This is a genomic window from Actinoplanes hulinensis, assembly GCF_019429605.1.
Taxonomy (GTDB): Bacteria; Actinomycetota; Actinomycetes; order Mycobacteriales; family Micromonosporaceae; genus Actinoplanes; species Actinoplanes campanulatus.
In genome coordinates this window covers 292,646-307,964 of sequence record NZ_JAHXZI010000003.1, presented here as the reverse complement: position 1 = coordinate 307,964, position 15,319 = coordinate 292,646, and the positions used below count along the sequence as shown (strand labels likewise).

General features: G+C 71.2%; 16 protein-coding genes. 8 read left to right on the top strand and 8 right to left on the bottom strand.

What is annotated here, in order from left to right; all coding sequences use genetic code 11:
- Positions 1-5 precede the first annotated feature (5 nt).
- Both KZ829_RS07725 and KZ829_RS07720 read right to left on the bottom strand, forming a co-directional pair.
- On the bottom strand, positions 6-1,124 hold the full coding sequence (locus KZ829_RS07725) for an aminopeptidase P family protein (RefSeq protein ID WP_220143145.1): 1,119 nt from the start codon (positions 1,122-1,124) through the stop codon (positions 6-8).
- Positions 1,121-2,644: an MFS transporter gene (locus KZ829_RS07720; protein WP_220143144.1), complete on the bottom strand. Its 1,524-nt coding sequence runs from the start codon at positions 2,642-2,644 to the stop codon at positions 1,121-1,123. The genes KZ829_RS07725 and KZ829_RS07720 overlap by 4 nt, the downstream gene beginning before the upstream one ends.
- A gap of 137 nt (positions 2,645-2,781) precedes the next feature.
- On the opposite strand from KZ829_RS07720, the gene KZ829_RS07715 reads away from it, so the two are divergent.
- The 4 genes from KZ829_RS07715 (at position 2,782) to KZ829_RS07700 (ending at position 7,448) form a co-directional block, all read left to right on the top strand.
- On the top strand, positions 2,782-4,044 hold the full coding sequence (locus KZ829_RS07715; protein WP_220143143.1) for a threonine/serine exporter family protein: 1,263 nt from the start codon (positions 2,782-2,784) through the stop codon (positions 4,042-4,044).
- 119 nt (positions 4,045-4,163) lie between these two features.
- Positions 4,164-5,603, top strand: coding sequence for a glutamate/gamma-aminobutyrate antiporter GadC (gene gadC, locus KZ829_RS07710; protein WP_220143309.1), 1,440 nt, complete (start codon positions 4,164-4,166; stop codon positions 5,601-5,603).
- 100 nt (positions 5,604-5,703) lie between these two features.
- Positions 5,704-6,120, top strand: a complete 417-nt coding sequence (locus tag KZ829_RS07705) for a hypothetical protein (protein WP_220143142.1) — start codon at positions 5,704-5,706, stop codon at positions 6,118-6,120.
- Complete coding sequence (locus KZ829_RS07700) at positions 6,117-7,448, top strand: dipeptidase (RefSeq protein ID WP_308285378.1); 1,332 nt, start codon at positions 6,117-6,119, stop codon at positions 7,446-7,448. The genes KZ829_RS07705 and KZ829_RS07700 overlap by 4 nt, the downstream gene beginning before the upstream one ends.
- A gap of 52 nt (positions 7,449-7,500) precedes the next feature.
- Here the strand turns inward: KZ829_RS07700 and KZ829_RS07695 are convergent, their stop codons facing one another.
- The 4 genes from KZ829_RS07695 to KZ829_RS07680 all read right to left on the bottom strand — a co-directional run bounded on the left by KZ829_RS07695 (position 7,501) and on the right by KZ829_RS07680 (position 9,882).
- Complete coding sequence (locus KZ829_RS07695) at positions 7,501-8,022, bottom strand: HdeD family acid-resistance protein (RefSeq protein WP_220143141.1); 522 nt, start codon at positions 8,020-8,022, stop codon at positions 7,501-7,503.
- An 11-nt stretch (positions 8,023-8,033) separates the two neighbouring features.
- A complete protein-coding gene (locus KZ829_RS07690; RefSeq protein ID WP_220143140.1) occupies positions 8,034-8,708 on the bottom strand; it encodes a potassium channel family protein in 675 nt (224 codons plus the stop codon).
- Positions 8,705-8,935, bottom strand: a complete 231-nt coding sequence (locus KZ829_RS07685; RefSeq protein ID WP_188125772.1) for a DUF8691 family protein — start codon at positions 8,933-8,935, stop codon at positions 8,705-8,707. The genes KZ829_RS07690 and KZ829_RS07685 overlap by 4 nt, the downstream gene beginning before the upstream one ends.
- 83 nt (positions 8,936-9,018) lie before the next feature.
- A complete protein-coding gene (locus tag KZ829_RS07680; RefSeq protein WP_308285377.1) occupies positions 9,019-9,882 on the bottom strand; it encodes a M48 family metallopeptidase in 864 nt (287 codons plus the stop codon).
- Positions 9,883-10,037: 155 nt separating this feature from the next.
- Between KZ829_RS07680 and KZ829_RS07675 the strand changes: the two genes are divergently transcribed.
- Complete coding sequence (locus KZ829_RS07675; RefSeq protein WP_220143138.1) at positions 10,038-11,360, top strand: diacylglycerol/lipid kinase family protein; 1,323 nt, start codon at positions 10,038-10,040, stop codon at positions 11,358-11,360.
- Here the strand turns inward: KZ829_RS07675 and KZ829_RS07670 are convergent.
- Complete coding sequence (locus KZ829_RS07670; protein ID WP_220143137.1) at positions 11,354-11,899, bottom strand: hypothetical protein; 546 nt, start codon at positions 11,897-11,899, stop codon at positions 11,354-11,356. The genes KZ829_RS07675 and KZ829_RS07670 overlap by 7 nt on opposite strands.
- Before the next feature lie 166 nt (positions 11,900-12,065).
- Between KZ829_RS07670 and KZ829_RS07665 the strand changes: the two genes are divergently transcribed.
- From KZ829_RS07665 to KZ829_RS07655, 3 genes are read left to right on the top strand one after another with little or no spacing between them, the layout of a single operon-like run.
- Positions 12,066-12,563: a DUF1269 domain-containing protein gene (locus KZ829_RS07665; protein WP_220143136.1), complete on the top strand. Its 498-nt coding sequence runs from the start codon at positions 12,066-12,068 to the stop codon at positions 12,561-12,563.
- A gap of 1 nt (position 12,564) precedes the next feature.
- On the top strand, positions 12,565-12,990 hold the full coding sequence (locus KZ829_RS07660; protein ID WP_220143135.1) for a DUF2333 family protein: 426 nt from the start codon (positions 12,565-12,567) through the stop codon (positions 12,988-12,990).
- A gap of 1 nt (position 12,991) precedes the next feature.
- Entirely contained in the window at positions 12,992-13,900 is a 909-nt protein-coding gene (locus tag KZ829_RS07655; RefSeq protein ID WP_220143134.1) for a YihY/virulence factor BrkB family protein, read from the top strand.
- On the opposite strand, the gene KZ829_RS07650 is transcribed toward KZ829_RS07655, so the two are convergent.
- On the bottom strand, positions 13,885-15,288 hold the full coding sequence (locus KZ829_RS07650; protein ID WP_220143133.1) for an MFS transporter: 1,404 nt from the start codon (positions 15,286-15,288) through the stop codon (positions 13,885-13,887). The two genes, KZ829_RS07655 and KZ829_RS07650, sit on opposite strands and share 16 nt — an antisense overlap.
- Between the last annotated feature and the right edge of the window lie 31 nt (positions 15,289-15,319).

Here is a 15,319-nt window from a genome sequence, read left to right as displayed (position 1 = left end):
TCCGGTCAGGCGACGATCCGCATCTCGCGGCTGGTGTTGTTGAAGCGGCGGCCACCGTTCTCGGTGACCGTGACGATGTCCTCGATCCGTACGCCGAACCGGCCGGGCAGGTAGATCCCCGGCTCGATGGAGAAGCACATTCCGGGTACGAGCGGCCGCGTCTCACCCTCGACCAGGTACGGCGGCTCGTGGGTGGTCAGGCCGATGCCGTGGCCGGTGCGGTGGATGAACCGCGGCCCGTACCCGGCGTCCTCGATCACCGTGCGGGCCACCCGGTCGATGTCCTCGCAGGTCGCACCGGGACGGACGGCCTGGAAGGCGGTCTGCTGGGCGTGCCGCACCACGTCGTGGATCTCGCGTTCCACACCGGTCGGCTCGCCGACGTGCACGGTACGGGTGGTGTCCGAGCCGTACCCGTCCTTGAGCCCGCCGAAGTCCAGGACCACCATGTCGCCCTCGACGATCACCCGGTCGCCCATCTCGTGGTGCGGGTCGGCGCCGTTCGGGCCGGACCCGACGACGGTGAAGTCGACCTGGCTGTGGCCGTGTTCGCGGAGCAGCCCGGCCAGTTCGGTGCCGACCGCGTGCTCGGTCCGGCCGGCGAACCGGGCCGAGACGATCTCCTCGTACGCGGCGTCGGCGGCCGCCCCGGCTCCGGCCAGCCGTTCGATCTCGTCGGCGTCCTTGACGGCCCGCAGCATCGGCAGGGTTCCGGTCATCGACGTGAACCACGATGCCGGCACCTCGTGTTGCAGGGCCAGCAGGTGCAGGGCCCAGGCCGAGTCGGAGATGGCGTAGCGGCCGTCGGCGGCGAGCAGCCGGGCGGCGGCCGCGTACGGGTCGGCGCCGTCACGCCAGTCGGTGATCGTCACCGCGCCCACACCCGGGGCCGCCTCGGCGTCGGCGCGTTCCAGGGTGGGGACGATCAGGCGCGGCTCGTGGTCACGGTCGAGCACCAGCATGGTGATCCGCTCGGTGATGGCGGTGGGCCGGTAGCCGGTGAAGTACACGAGATCGGGGCCCGGCGTGACCAGCAGGCCGGTGAGCCCGGCGTCGGCGGCCTGGGCTACCGCCCGTTCCATCCGGGCGGTGAAGTCCTTCGTGGTGAACGGTCGTGGCGTCATGCCGGGGCACCTCCGGGGGTCGCGACCGGGCGGGTCGGGATCGTGTGGCTGGTCGCGGCAGCCGCGGCGGCCAGTTGCACGGCGCCGGCCGGGTCACCGCGGTGCCGTCCCATCAGGACGGCGAGCGCGACACCGGCCGCCGACAGCAGCGTCAGCAGCAGCGCCGCACCGGAGAGGCCGGCGGCCAGGGCGTCTCCGGCGGATTCCCCGGCGGTGGCGTGCGAGTCGCTCACCGCGGTGAATACGGTGGAGGCGGCCGCCACCGCGAGCGAGCCGCCGACGTACCGGGCCATGTTGGAGATGCCGGAGGCCTGGCCGACCTCGTCGGCCGAGACCGCCGAGGTGGAGGCCGACGAGGCCGGCCCGTTGGCGAAGCCGAGGCCGACCGACAGAACCATCAGCGGGATCACGAAGGTCGCGTAGCTCCAGCCCGCGGTCACCAGGATCAGGACGCCGGCGCCGGCCACCGCCAGGGCGAAGCCGAGGGCGACGGCCTGCCGCGAGCCGATCCGCACGGCCAGCGGGGTGATCAACGGAGTCACCGCGATCATGGCGGCCGCCGCCGGCAGGGTGGCCAGACCCGCCTCCAGGGCCGTCATCCCGAATCCGGCCGGGTCCTGGAAGTAGAGGCTGAGCAGGTACATCAGCGCGTTGATGATGCCGGCCACGAGCAGGATGGCGATGGTCGACCCGATCAGCACCCGATTGCGGAGCAGCCGCAGGTCGACGAGCGGGGCGGTGGCCCGGCGCTCGGCGGCGACGAATCCCGCTCCGCCGAGGACCGACAGCACCAGGCAGCCGATGGTGGGGGCGGACATCCAGCCCCAGTCGCCGCCCTCGCTGAGCGCCAGCACCAGCGGCACCAGAGCGACCGCGACCAGTACGGTGCCGAGCACGTCGATCGAGCGCGGCCGGTCCGGGTCCCGTGATTCGGCGACCCCGGCCAGGGTGACCGGGATGCAGGCCGCGGCGATCGCCGCGTCGATCCAGAACAGTCCCTGCCATCCGGTCGTGCCGACCAGGACCCCGCCGACGAGCGGGCCGACGGCCGCGCCGATGGCCGACGCCGCGCCCCACAGGGTGATGGCCCTCATCTGCCCGGTGCCGGACGATCCGACCGACAGCAGGCTCATCCCGCACGCCAGGATGGTGGACCCGGCGGCGCCCTGGATCATCCGGCCGCCGATCACCCCGGCCGCTCCGCTGGACAGTGCGATCAGGGCGCAGGACAGTACGAAGAGGACCAGGCCGCCGAGGAAGATCCGGCGGCGGCCGAACACGTCGCCGAGCGCGCCGGAGGTGACGATGACGGCGGCGCCGACCAGCATGTAGCCGGTGACTGCCCACTGGAGCAGGTCGATCGGGGCGCCGACGTCCTCGCTGATCGCCGGCAGCAGAATCGTGACGGCGGAGGTGTTCGCGTTCACCACCAGCGCCGAGACGCAGGCGGCGAACAGGACTCCGCGGCCCGCCGCCCGGCCGGCGTCGGCAGCCGGGGCTTCGTGACCTGTCGCGGACATCGGGGTCCCTTCGGATCGGTGCCACGTCTGCCGCCAATCTCCCGTCCGGGCGCGCTGCCCGGCATCGCTCGCGCCGGATGAATCTCATCCCGCAGCGGTGAAGCGACCGCGAGGGCGCCGCACCTACCTTGCTGCGAATGAGTGACTCGTCGATCTCCGACCGGGAACTGCAGCAGTTTCTTCTTTTCCTGGGCAGCGCACTCACCGCCGCCGGCGAGGCGGTCAACCAGATCGAGGAGCATCTGTTGCGGGTGGCCCGGGCCTACGGCGCGAGTCACGCCCGGTTCAGCGTGCTGCCGACGTACGTCGTCATGTCGCTGGAGCCGGGCCGCCCGGCGACCCTGGAGCCGACCAGCGCGCTGCGTGGCGGGCTCCGCCTGGACCAGACCGCGGCCGTCTACGAGGTGTTGCGCGAGGCCGAGCAGGGCCTGACCTCGCCGGCCGAGGGCAGTCGCCGGATCCAGGAGATCGTGACGATGGGGCCCCGGTTCCGGCCGGCCCTGCAGATCCTGGGGTACGCCGTGCTGACCGCCGGGATCTGCCTGATCCTCCAGCCGACGTGGGTGGACCTGCTGCTGGCGGTGCTCTTCGGCATGCTGGTGGGCGGCTTCAAGCTGATCGGCGCCCGCTGGGCCAGCCTACAGATGATCATGCCGGTGGCGGCTGCGTTCGTGGTGGCGTCGCTGACCTTCATGATCGCCGGAAGCACCTGGCTGGATGCCGATCTGCGCGCCATGGTGGCCCCGCTGGCCACCTTCCTGCCCGGCGCCATGCTGACCATGGCGGTCGTCGAGGTGTCGGCGGCCGAGATGGTGACCGGGGCGAGCCGCCTGGTGGCCGGCATCCTCCAGCTGCTGCTGCTCGCGTTCGGGATCATCGGCGCCGCCCAACTGGTCGGGCTGCCCCGCGCCGAGCACCTGGTGAACGCGCCGCAGAACTCGATCGGCGCGTGGGCGCCGTGGCTGGGCGCGCTGGTCGTCGGGATCGGCAACTACCTGGTGCTGTCCGGCCCGCCCCGGACGCTCGGCTGGCTCTGCCTGGTCCTCTACTCCGGCTGGATCGCCCAGTACTTCGGCGGCCTTGCGTTCGGCGGCTACCTGAGCGGCTTCCTCGGGGCGGTGGTGCTGACCGTCGTGGCCTACCTGGTGGAACGGGTCCCGTCCGGGCCGCCCGCCCTGGTCTCGTTCCTGCCCGGTTTCTGGCTGCTGGTCCCGGGCGCGCTGAGCCTGATCGGGATCACCGAGTACCTGACCCCGGACTCGGTACGCGGCGCCGAGGACCTGGTCGGCGCGCTCGGCTCGATGCTGGCCGTCGCCCTGGGAGTGCTCTGCGGCCATCCGATCTATCGCGGGCTCGCCCGGGCTCTGGGCGCCTGGAACCTCCGCGAGGAGCGCACGTGACGGCCCCCGGCTCACCCGTGCGGGATGACCGCGAACCGTTCCCCAGGGGTGAGGTGAGGACCGGCCGTTCCGGCCGATGATCCGCGGAAACCCCTCGATCGGAGGCAGCGTTGAGCGCAATGGACGTGCCCGCCACGGAGCCGGTGGGCGACAAGGGTGCGAAGCCGAGGACGGCCCGCAACATCCAATACATCTCCTGGGTTGCCCTGGCGCTGATGACCACGAGCTCCGTGGCCAGCCTGCGTCCGTCACCCACGATGGCCGTCTACGGGCTGGCCAGCATCTTCCTCTACATCGTCCCGGCGATCGTCTTCCTGCTGCCGACCGCGCTGGTCTCGGCGGAGCTTGCCTCCGGCTGGGAGGGCGGCGTCTACAAGTGGGTCAGCGAGGGCATCAACAAACCGGCCGGGTTCCTGGCGGTGTGGTGCCAGTTCGCCATGACGATCTTCTACTACCCGAGCCTGCTCGGGTTCGTGGCGAGCACGCTGGCGTACGTCATCAATCCGGACCTGGCCTCCAGCGGCGTCTGGACCGCGATCGTCATCATGGTCTGCTACTGGACCGGCGTGTGGGTCTCGTCCCGCGGCACCGGCGGCGTGGCCGGCCTGGCCAGCGGCGGCCTCATCATCGGCACCCTGATCCCCGGGGCGCTGCTGGTCGTCCTCGGCATCGCGTTCCTCGGCCAGGGCAACGAGTCGGCCGCGCCGATGACCGCCGACAACCTGATCCCGGCCTGGGCCGGTCTGTCCAGCCTGGTGCTGATCGTGAACAACTTCCTGTCGTACTCCGGCATGGAGATGAACGCGGTGCACGTCGGCTCGCTGAAGCAGCCCGGCAGGGAGTTCCCGAAGGCCATGTTCCTGTCCATGGGCCTGGTCCTGCTGATCTTCATCCTGCCCGCGCTGGCGATCAGCTGGATCGTGCCGGCCGAGCAGCTGTCGCTGACCGCCGGTGTGATGCAGGCGTTCGACGCGGTGTTCGCCGCGTTCGACTCGCAGTGGCTCACCCCGATCCTCGGGGTCATGCTGGTGGCCGCCTCGCTCGGCGGCATGCTCACCTGGCTGGCCGGCCCCTCCAAGGGCCTGCTGCTGATCTCCAAGCAGGAGGGCTACCTGCCGCCGTTCCTGCAGCGGCTGAACAAGCACGGCGTGCAGCAGAACATCCTGGTCACCCAGGGTCTGGTCACCACGGTCATCGCGCTGGCCTACGCGTTCATCCCGGACGTCTCCAGCGCGTACTGGATCTTCTCGGTGATCACCACGCAGGTCTACCTGATCATGTACCTGCTGATGTTCGTGGCCGCCGTCCGCCTGCGCCGCAGCCACCCGGAGCACCCCCGCGGCTACCGCGCCCCGATGCTCACCGGCCTCTGCGGCGTCGGCTTCGCCGCCTCGCTTGCCGCCCTCCTCATCGGTTTCGTCCCGCCGTCGCAGTTCGGCTCCGGCAGCGTCGGCGTCTACCTGGCCGTCGTCGCCGGCGGTGCGCTCGGCCTCGGCCTGCTCGTCCCGTTCCTCTTCTACCGGCTGCGCAAACCCTCCTGGAAGGAAGTCCCCGCATGATCAAGGAACACAAGGCGCTGACCGTCTCCGTCGTGGTGCTCGTCGTCCTGGCCGGGTTCGGGCTGATCAACCGTTACCGGCGGCGGGAGTTCCACGCATGATGCGGGACACCAGGGTGGTCGCCTGGATCTCCATCGGGGTGCTCGTGGTGATGGCCGGGATCGGCGTGCTCAGCCACAGCGGCGCCAAGCAGACCGCGGCGGCCCAGGAGAAGGCGGACCAGCTGGTCGCCGAGCTCACCGCGGCCGGGCTGCGGGCGCCGGCCACCGGCCAGATCGTCCAGGTGCTCGGCGACGACGGCGGCGCGGTCTGCCTCGACCCGGGTGACGCGCTGCGCCGCGGGATCCTCTACGGCCAGCTCACCAACGGCGCGGCCGGCCCGGGACAGCGACCGGTGATCGCCGGCAACAACGTCCTCCAGGGCCAGTTGATCATCATGAAGGTCTACTGCCCCGACCACCTGGAGGAGTTCCAGGAGATCGTCGACGACCTCAAGCTCGCGGAGGTGGACACGTGAGGGAGAAGATCGATTCCCTGATGGGGCGGGCCCGCACCGACCTCGGGGAGCTGGTCGCCATCCCGTCGGTGGCCGATCCACGCCAGTACCCGCCGGAGGAGTGCCTGCGCGCGGCGAACTGGGTGGTCGACCGCTTCGCCGAGGCCGGCTTCACCGGCCTCGGCCTGCACGAGACCAGCGACGGCAGCAGAGCGGTCTTCGGGGTACGCCCGGCCGCCGACCCGGACGCGCCGACGGTCCTGCTGTACGCCCACTACGACGTGCAGCCCCCGCTGGACGAGGCGGCCTGGCACACCCCGCCGTTCGAGCTGACCGAGTCCGGCGGCCGCTGGTACGGCCGGGGCGCCGCCGACTGCAAGGGCAACATCGTCATGCACCTGACCGCGCTGCGGGCGCTCGGCGACGACATCGGGGTCAACCTGAAACTGATCGTCGAGGGTTCCGAGGAGCAGGGCACCGGCGGCCTGGAGGACTTCGTGGTCCGCAATCCGGAGCTGCTGCGCGCCGACGCCATCCTGGTCTGCGACACCGGCAACGCGGCGGTCGGGGTGCCGGCCGCCACGGTGACGCTGCGCGGCCTGGCGAACGTGGTGGTGAGCGTGGAGGCGCTGGCCGGGGAGCTGCACTCGGGCATGTTCGGCGGCCCCGCCCCGGACGCGCTCGCGGCGCTCGTCCACATCCTGGCCACGTTGCGCGACGCCGACGGCAACACCACGGTCACCGGGCTGGACAACGGCCAGACGTGGAGCGGGGCGCCGTACCCGGCGGAGCAGTTCCGCTCGGACGCCGGGCTGGTCGAGGGCGCGTCGCTGCTCGGCGACGGCACGGTCTCGGACATGGTCTGGGCCCGGCCGGCGGTCACCGTGCTCGGTATCGACTGCCCGCCCGTGGTGGGCTCGGCGGCGGCCATCCAGTCGCACGCCCGGGCCCGGCTCAACCTGCGGGTGCCACCCGGCACGGACGCCGTCAAGGCGCAGGACGCGCTCGTCGCGCACCTGCAGGCGGCCGCGCCGTGGGGGGTTCGGGTGACGGTCGAGCGGGAGGCGCTCGGGCAGCCGTTCGAGGCCCGGTCCGGCGGCCCGGCCTACCGGGCGCTGGCCGCGGCGATGCGGGAGGCGTACGGCCGGGAGATGGCGTACCTGGGGCAGGGCGGGTCGATCCCGCTGTGCAACGTGTTCGCCGAGACCTACCCGGAGGCCGAGATCGTCCTGATGGGGGTGGAGGAGCCGCTCGCCCTGATCCACGCCCCGAACGAGAGCGTCGACCCGGGTGAGATCGCCCGGCTGGCCCACGCCGAGGCGCTGTTCCTGAGCGGTTATCGCAAGTAGACGAGCAAAGCAGCGGGCCGGGTGCGACGCGCACCCGGCCCGCTGTGCGTTCTCAGGCCGCGGCCCGGGAGCGCAGCCCCGCGATCGCGCCGACGACCAGGCAGATGCCGGCGAAGACCAGGGTGGTCGCGCCGATCAGCAGGAAGGTGGCCAGACCCAGGCCGGGCCAGACCAGGATGGCGATCGCGGCGAGCAGCACGAACACGCCGAGCGCGATCCGCCAGCCGACGCCCGGCTCGTGCCGGCCGAACGCCACCACGATCTCGCCGAGGCCGTCCAGGATCCAGCCGATCGCGACGATCAGCAGCAGCAGGCTCAGCGAGTCGGTGGGGTTCTGCACGCAGAGCACACCGACCAGGGTGACCAGCACGCCGAAGGCGCCGGCCAGGATCCGTTGCAGCGCCGGGGTCTCCCGGGAGATGATCGCCAGGACCGTCCGGGACACCCCCATCACCAGCAGGTTCAGCCCGAACAGGAAGGCGGCCACCCGCAGGGTGGCCTCCGGCCAGGCGAACGCGACCACGCCGATCACCGCCACCACGATGCCGGCGATCAGCCGTAGCCAGTAGCTCATCAGGGTCCTCCTCACTCGTTCCGGTCACGGCTGTCGTCGCCGCTGTCCCAGTTACGGGGCCGCCAGTTCTCGACCACCTTGGCCACTGCGGTGACCAGGAACAACGAGCCGGTCAGCGCCTCCACGACGGCGATCGTGCGGGCCGGATCGGCGACTGGGACCAGATCGCCGTATCCGGTGGTGGTCATGGTCACGAAGCTGAAGAACAGCGCGTCGGACATGCCCGGGTCGCCGTTGTCACCGAACAACGGCCCCGGCTGGATCACGCCCAGGCACTGGTACGCGAACCCGAACGCCATCCCGATCAGCAGATAGGCGGCCAGCGCCCCCAACAGGGTCTGCTGGTCGACACCGCGCTGGGTGCTGAGATGCCGCACGATGGCGAACGGGGCCAGCAGATAGAGGGCGCTGGCCGCCAGGAACGTCCAGCCGATCAGCGGTGAGTCATGCGACAGCCCCAGATTGAGCAGCGCCGCGACCAGAGCCAGCAGGAACACTCCGGCCGCGGCGTACCGCATGCCGCTGCGGGCCCTGGAGACCCGCAGCGCCTGCCACACCGTGATGGTCTGCACGAGCAGCAGCAAGGCCAACTGCCAGCGGTCCCGGACCAGCAGCGCCATCACGTAGGTGCTGATGATCAGGATCAGCACCAGCCCGTAGCCGGTCCGTGGCCGGAGCTCGATCATATTGGCCGTTCCGGCTCCTCGGACGCCGGCAACCGCCGCACCTCGATCAGGCGCAGCCCGAGACCGTGGATCCGGGAGATCAGCCCCACCACGGCGGACTGATCCGGCAGCGAACCGTGCAGGACCGTCTCGGGCGGTTCCACGCTCACCGTCAGATCCTGCAGCTCTGTAAGAAGTTCATCGGGAATCACCCCGGAAACCCTGACCTGATAAGTCGGCTCAGGCATCGTCCCTCCTTTTCCATCCCCTCCGGACCAGCCTGTCGATGCGCTCGGCCGGGCGCGTCATTCCTCACGGATGACGGTCACGGTCAAGCGGCGGTCTCCGACTCGGATCCGCGCACCCGGGCATGGAAAAGTCCGAGCTTGAACAACCGCTCGAGCCGCCGCACCGTGAACGGGTGCGACATCGGCAGCTGGGCCAGCTCGACCCAGAAACCGCGCAGCGACTGCCCCTGACGGACCAGCTCGTCCAGGTCGGTGGTGTGCTCGGTGTGCCGGCCGGAGGCGAGCAGCACCAGTCCGGACGCGCCGGACGGGCACAGGTGGGCGCCGTGCCGGTCGCACGAGTACTCCCGCAGCCGCGACAGCGTCGGGCCGAGCACCGGGATGCGTTCCGAGTAGGCGACCGACAGCTGGTACCAGAGGCCGACGTGGTGCAGCCGGATGTGGCCCAGCTCGTGGCCGAGGATGAACCGCAGCCCGTCCCGGTTGCTCTCGTACAGGTTCACGAACAGTTCGTTGGCGAGCACCACGTAGTCGTGACCGGTGGCCTGGGCGGCGAAGGCGTTCAGGGTGCCGTTGCCGTTGGCCAGGAACAGCTGCGGCCGGCGGCGCAATCCGAGCTTCCGGGCGAAATCGTCCATAGTCTCGTAAAGGCTGCCGTATTGTTTGGGCGAGAGCTGGACCGCGGTGCCGCGGATCGACGCCCGCTGCGTCTCACGGATCACGACGAGCGCCGGCACGAGGAGCAGCAGTCCGATGAAGGCGGATCGGATGGTCACCGCCCAGCCGCTGTCCTGGAGTCGTTCGGGTAGAAACGGCAGCGTGATCGCCGCCTGCACGATGGCCCAGATGATGATGATGTTCAGCACCACCATGAAGACGTAGAACGGCAGCTCGGCGGGATGCCGGAGCCTGGGGGGTACGGCGCCCTGCCGTGATGACGTCGACACTGAGGTCCTCCTGTCCTGTGTCCTGCTGTTCATCCCGGATGACCGGTGACGATCCACCGCGCTGACACGCCCCGCCTCATCCCGCCGGAATGAGGACCGGCGACCGCGCCACGACGACGCTTCGGAACACACCTGTACGCGAAGGGAGTTCCGCCATGTCATCGACCCGGCGCAATCTCGCTCGGCTCGCCTTCTGCGCCGCCACGGCGGCCGTGGTCCTGGTGCTCGCCGTCGCCGGCCTGCGCGCCAGCTTCAACCTGCTCCTGGCCGCCGTCCTCGGCAGCGCCGTCGGCCTGTCCGCGGCCTGGTGGTTCCTCACCCATCGCGGCGTGCAGCGGTGGCTGGCCGGCGTGGTGGTGGTGCTGGCCCCGCTCACCGTCACCGTCTTCTACGCCCAGCAGCGGCTGCTCTGGGTGGTGATCCTGTTCGGTGCGCTGTGGGCGGCGGCGGTCGCGGCCGGGCGGCGGGCGCTGGCCGAGCCGGGTGACGGTCCGGAGGAGTTCGAGACACCGGCGCCGCGTCACCCGTACCTGATCATGAATCCTCGCTCGGGTGGCGGGAAGGTGGGGCGGTTCCGCCTGGCCGAACGGGCCCGCGAGCTCGGCGCGCGAGTGCATGTCATCGATGAACCGAACGCGGACGTCGCGGAACTGGCCCGGCAGGCGCTGCGCGACGGCGCGGACCTGCTCGGCGTCGCCGGCGGCGACGGCACCCAGGCGCTGGTCGCCGGAATCGCGGCCGAGCACGGCGTGCCGTTCCTGGTGATCTCGGCGGGCACCCGCAACCACTTCGCGCTGGATCTGGGCCTGGACCGGGAGGACCCGTCGACCTGCCTGGACGCGCTCACCGACGGGGTGGAGGTACACATCGACCTGGGCCGCATCGGCGACCGGACGTTCGTCAACAACGCCTCGTTCGGGGCCTACGCCACCGTGGTGCAGAGTCCCGCCTACCGCGACGACAAGGTCGGCACCACCCTGGACCTGCTGCCGGCGACGCTGGCCGGGCAGAACGGCCCGCAACTGGAGCTGCGCGTCGACGGGGTGACGGTCACCGGGCCGCAGGCGGTGCTGGTCAGCAACAACCCCTACGCCACCGCCGACATCGCCGGGCTGGGCCACCGCCCCCGGCTCGACCAGGGCGCCCTCGGCGTCCTGGCGGTCACCGTACGCGGCACGGCCGACGCGGCCCGGCTCGTCGGCGGCCGCGGCCGGTCCCGGTCGGTGCTGATCCGGACGAGCACCACGGCGGTGGTGGAGGCGGCCGCGCCCGAGGTGCCGGTCGGCGTCGACGGCGAGTCGATCCTGATGCCCACGCCGGTGGTCTGCGAGATCCGGCCGACCGCGCTGCGCGTCCGGGTGCCCCGCCGCCGGCCCGGGGTCCCGCCGATGCTGCCCGAGATGGACTGGACACGACTGCGGCGGCTGGCCTGGGCCGGCCGCCGCGATCAGACCCCGCGCCACTCCCCTGATCAGTAGTCGGCGGACGCGGCCGTCTCGAGGTCGTGCAGGACCTTGGCCTCCTCGGCGGCCATCAGGCCGATCCCGACCAGATCCAGCGGGCTGATGAACCCGTCGGACAGCCGGAAGCCGCCGGCCCGGGCGATGGCGTCACGCAGCGGCACCGCCCAGTGGTGCTCGATCAGCAGCAGCGCCGCGGCGCTGTCGTTCGGGATGTCGCCGAGCACGTCCCAGGCCCGCGGTTCGTCGAGGACCGCCACCCCGTCGATGACCGCCTCGGCGCCCCGCTCGGCGCCGGCGATCAGACCCTCCTCACCGTCGAGGCCGAGGCCGATCAGGGCGCCGACCTTGCTGCCCAGCTCGATCGCCTCCTCCCGGGTGAGATTGCTGAGGTGCTCCACCTCCACCTCGCCGTCGGCGTCCTTGTGGACCGCGAGCGCGTCGATCACGCGGATGGTGTCGCTCTGCCGGAGCCGTTCCAGCTCGGCGATGATCTCGCCGTGGAAGTTCGGGTGTCTGAAGCCCAGCACGATCAGCTGGACAGGTCCGATGGACATCGTTTCTTCCGCTCCTCCACTCGACCTTTCAGGCGTGGTCACGCCCGATTTCGATACTCCGGCCGGGCGGTCCGGGGCCGCCTCATCCGGTACGGGTGAGGACGCGACCGGCCCGCACCGGGTCCACTGGGGCCAGACCTGAGCATCGAGGAAGGGAAACAACGACATGGCAACCCTCGTCGCCATCGGCTACGACGACGAAACCACCGCGACCGCCGCGTCGCTGGAGGCACACCGCCTGGCCAAGGACCTGATCATCCAGCCTGACGCGATCGCCGCGATCATCCGCGACAAGGAGGGCAAGTTCCACGTCACGACCAGCCATCACGAGGTGGCGGCCGGCACCACCTGGGGCATGTTCTGGGGCTTCTTCTTCGGGCTGCTGTTCTTCATCCCGGTGCTGGGCATGGCGGTCGGCGCCGGTCTGGGCGCGCTGACCGGCAAGCTCGGCAAGAACGCGATCAACAAGGAGTTCCAGCAGCAGGTCCGGGATCTCCTCCAGCCGGGCACCTCGGCGCTGTTCCTGGTCGTCGAGAAGGTCACCCCGGACAAGGCGATCCAGGCGCTGTCCCAGTTCGGCGGCACCGTGCTCAAGTCGTCGCTGTCCAAGGAGGCCGAGGCCGAGCTCCAGGACGCCCTGCACGGCACCGAGCGTTCCGCCTGACATGCACAGAACATCGGGGCTCGTCACGTTCGCGACGGCCCTCTGTGTCCTCGCCGCCGGCGCTGGTTGCGCCGGCGGCGGGGCCACGGGCGCCTCGGCCGAACCGGCGGTCTGCGACAGCTTCGCGGCCGCCCAGAACACCGTGACCCACATCAAACAGGCCAACGTCTCGGAGAACGGGCTGACCGCGCTGCGCCCGTACGTCTCCGAGCTCATCCAACAGCTCACCCAGCTCGCCGTCGACGCGAAGGCGCAGTTCAGCCAGCAGGCCGACCAGCTGCGGGCGGCCGTCGACGTCCTGTCCGCCAGCGTGGACACGGCACGGGACAACCCCGACCTGGCGAACCTCGGCGCCGTACGCCAGGCGGTCGACGGGGTCCGGGACACCGCCCGGGCGCTCGCCGACTCGCTGAAGAACACCTGTTGACGTGCTCCTGCGCCGCCTCGACGACCTCCAGCGGCGCCGGCCCGTCCTGGGCTTCTGCCACGCGGTGATCTGCAAGTACCTGGACGACTTCGGTCTCCGGGAGGCCGCGCTCATCACGTACTACGGCTTCCTCAGCCTCTTCCCCATCCTGCTGCTGGGAGTGGCCGTGGTGTCGCGGGTGCTGGCCTCCCGGCCCGAACTGCGCCAGGAGCTGGTGGCGGCGATCGTGCCGCCGGGACTCCAGCCGGGCATCGAGACGTCGATGGCGGACCTGTCCACGTCGCGTACCGCCCTGATCGCCGGCGCGGCCGGGCTGGTGTTCTCCGGGCTCGGGGTGGTGCTCTCCGCGTACGAGACGCTGAACCACCTGGCGGCCGTCCCGATCCGGCGGCGCGCCGGCGTCGTCTCCCGCTACCTGCGCGCGGTGGCCGGCCTGATCGTCATCCTGATCGGCGCGGTGGCCGCCGGCGCCCTGAACGTCGCCTCGGCCGGCGCCGTGCCCGAGCTCGCCGGCGAGGCCGCCGTCGTCTTCCTCACCCTGATCGTGCTGACCCGGCTGCTGCTGATGCGCCGGGCGCCCCTGCGTTCCGTGTGGCCGGCCGCTGCGATCGGCGCGGTGGCGGTGACCACCGCGCTGGCCGTCGCGGCCGCGGTGCTGCCCGGCCTGGTCCAGCGGGCCGGCCGGATCTACGGAGCCTTCGCCGGCGCGGCCGGCGTCTTCACCGTGCTCTACCTGCTCAGCAACGCACTGGTGATCGCCGCCGAGGTGGCCGCGGTCCGGCACGCCCGCCTCTGGCCGCGGGCCCTGGATCCGGCCCGGCCGACCGAGGCGGACGCCCGGGCCATGACCCTGCTGGCCCGCGAGCAGGAGCGGCTGCCGGCCGCCCGGATCGACTACGAGCTCGGCTGAGTCCTGGGCAGAAAGAACGCCGCCACCAGGCCGATCAGCCCGGCGCCGGCGACCGCCGTCATCGCCCACACGTACGCCCGCCCCGGCGCCGCGCCGTCCACCCCGGCCACCAGGATGGTGCCGGTCAGTGCCGCGCCCAGCGACGAGCCCAGGTTGGAGACGCTGCGGGACAGCCCGGAGATCTCACCCTGGAGGTCCTCGCCGAAGCTCGACTGGACCACGTTGACCGACGGGGTGAGCATCCCGCCCAGGCCGAGACCGATCACGAACAGGCCGGGCACCATGGCCCACACCGAGCCGGACGAGCGGCCCAGCGTGAGCAGCAGTGCGATGCCGGCGATGGTGACCACGAAACCCGCCATGATCAGGGTGCGCTGCGGGCGGCGCTTGGCCATCGGCTCGGCACCCAGCGAGGAGATCAGCACACCGGCCGTGGTGGCGGTGAACACCCCGCCGGTCTCGATGGCGTTGAAGCCGCGGACCACCTGGAGGTAGGTCGACACCACGAACGACGTGCCCATCACCATGAGCCACTGCGTGTTCTGGGTGATCAGGCCGAGGTTGGAGGCCCGGTTGCGGAACAGCCGCAGGCTCAGCAGCGGTTCCCGGCCGGACCGCTCCCGCCGCCGGACGGCGACGAAGAACCAGGTCAGCACGAGCGCGCCGGCGGCCAGCAGGGCGATGCACAGGCGGATGTCGTCGTCGGTGGCGAGGATGCCGAGCACGATCAGGATCAGGCCGGCCGCGGAGAGCACCGCGCCGCCCACGTCGAAGGGCCGGGACCGGTCGGCGGGCAGCGGGTCCTCGACGGCCCGGCGGCTGAGCAGGACGATCACCAGGACGACCGCGGCCTGGGCCACGAACGCGGCGCGCCAGCTCACGGCGTACGCGATGAAACCGCCGATGAGCGGGCCGGCGACGGCGCCGACACCACCCATCGCGCTGATCGCGCCGAAGGCGCGGGCCCGGGCGCTGACGCCCTGGAAGAGCAGGGTGGTGAGGATGTAGACCGGTGGGATCAGCAGCGCCGTGCCGACGCCCTCGAACACCGAGTAGCCGATGATCAGTACCGGCAGGCTGGGCGCGAGCGAGCTGATCAGCGCTCCGGCGCCGAACAGCAGCAGCCCCAGGATGAGACACCATTTGCGGCCGAAGACGTCGGTGAGCTTGCCGCCGGGGATCATCAGTGCGGCCATCACCAGCAGGAACAGGGTGATGGCCAGCTGCACGCCGTGGACGTCGGTGCCCAGGTCACGGCTGATGTCGCTGATCATCACGTTCATGTTGGAGCCGGCGAAGGAGCAGATGAACTGCGCCAGCGCGAAGGCGATCAGCGCCTTTCGCAACCCGGCCGGGAACCGCGCGGCCCTGGACTTCTCTGGGGTCATGGGACCGAGCCTGCTCGACCGCGACCGAACA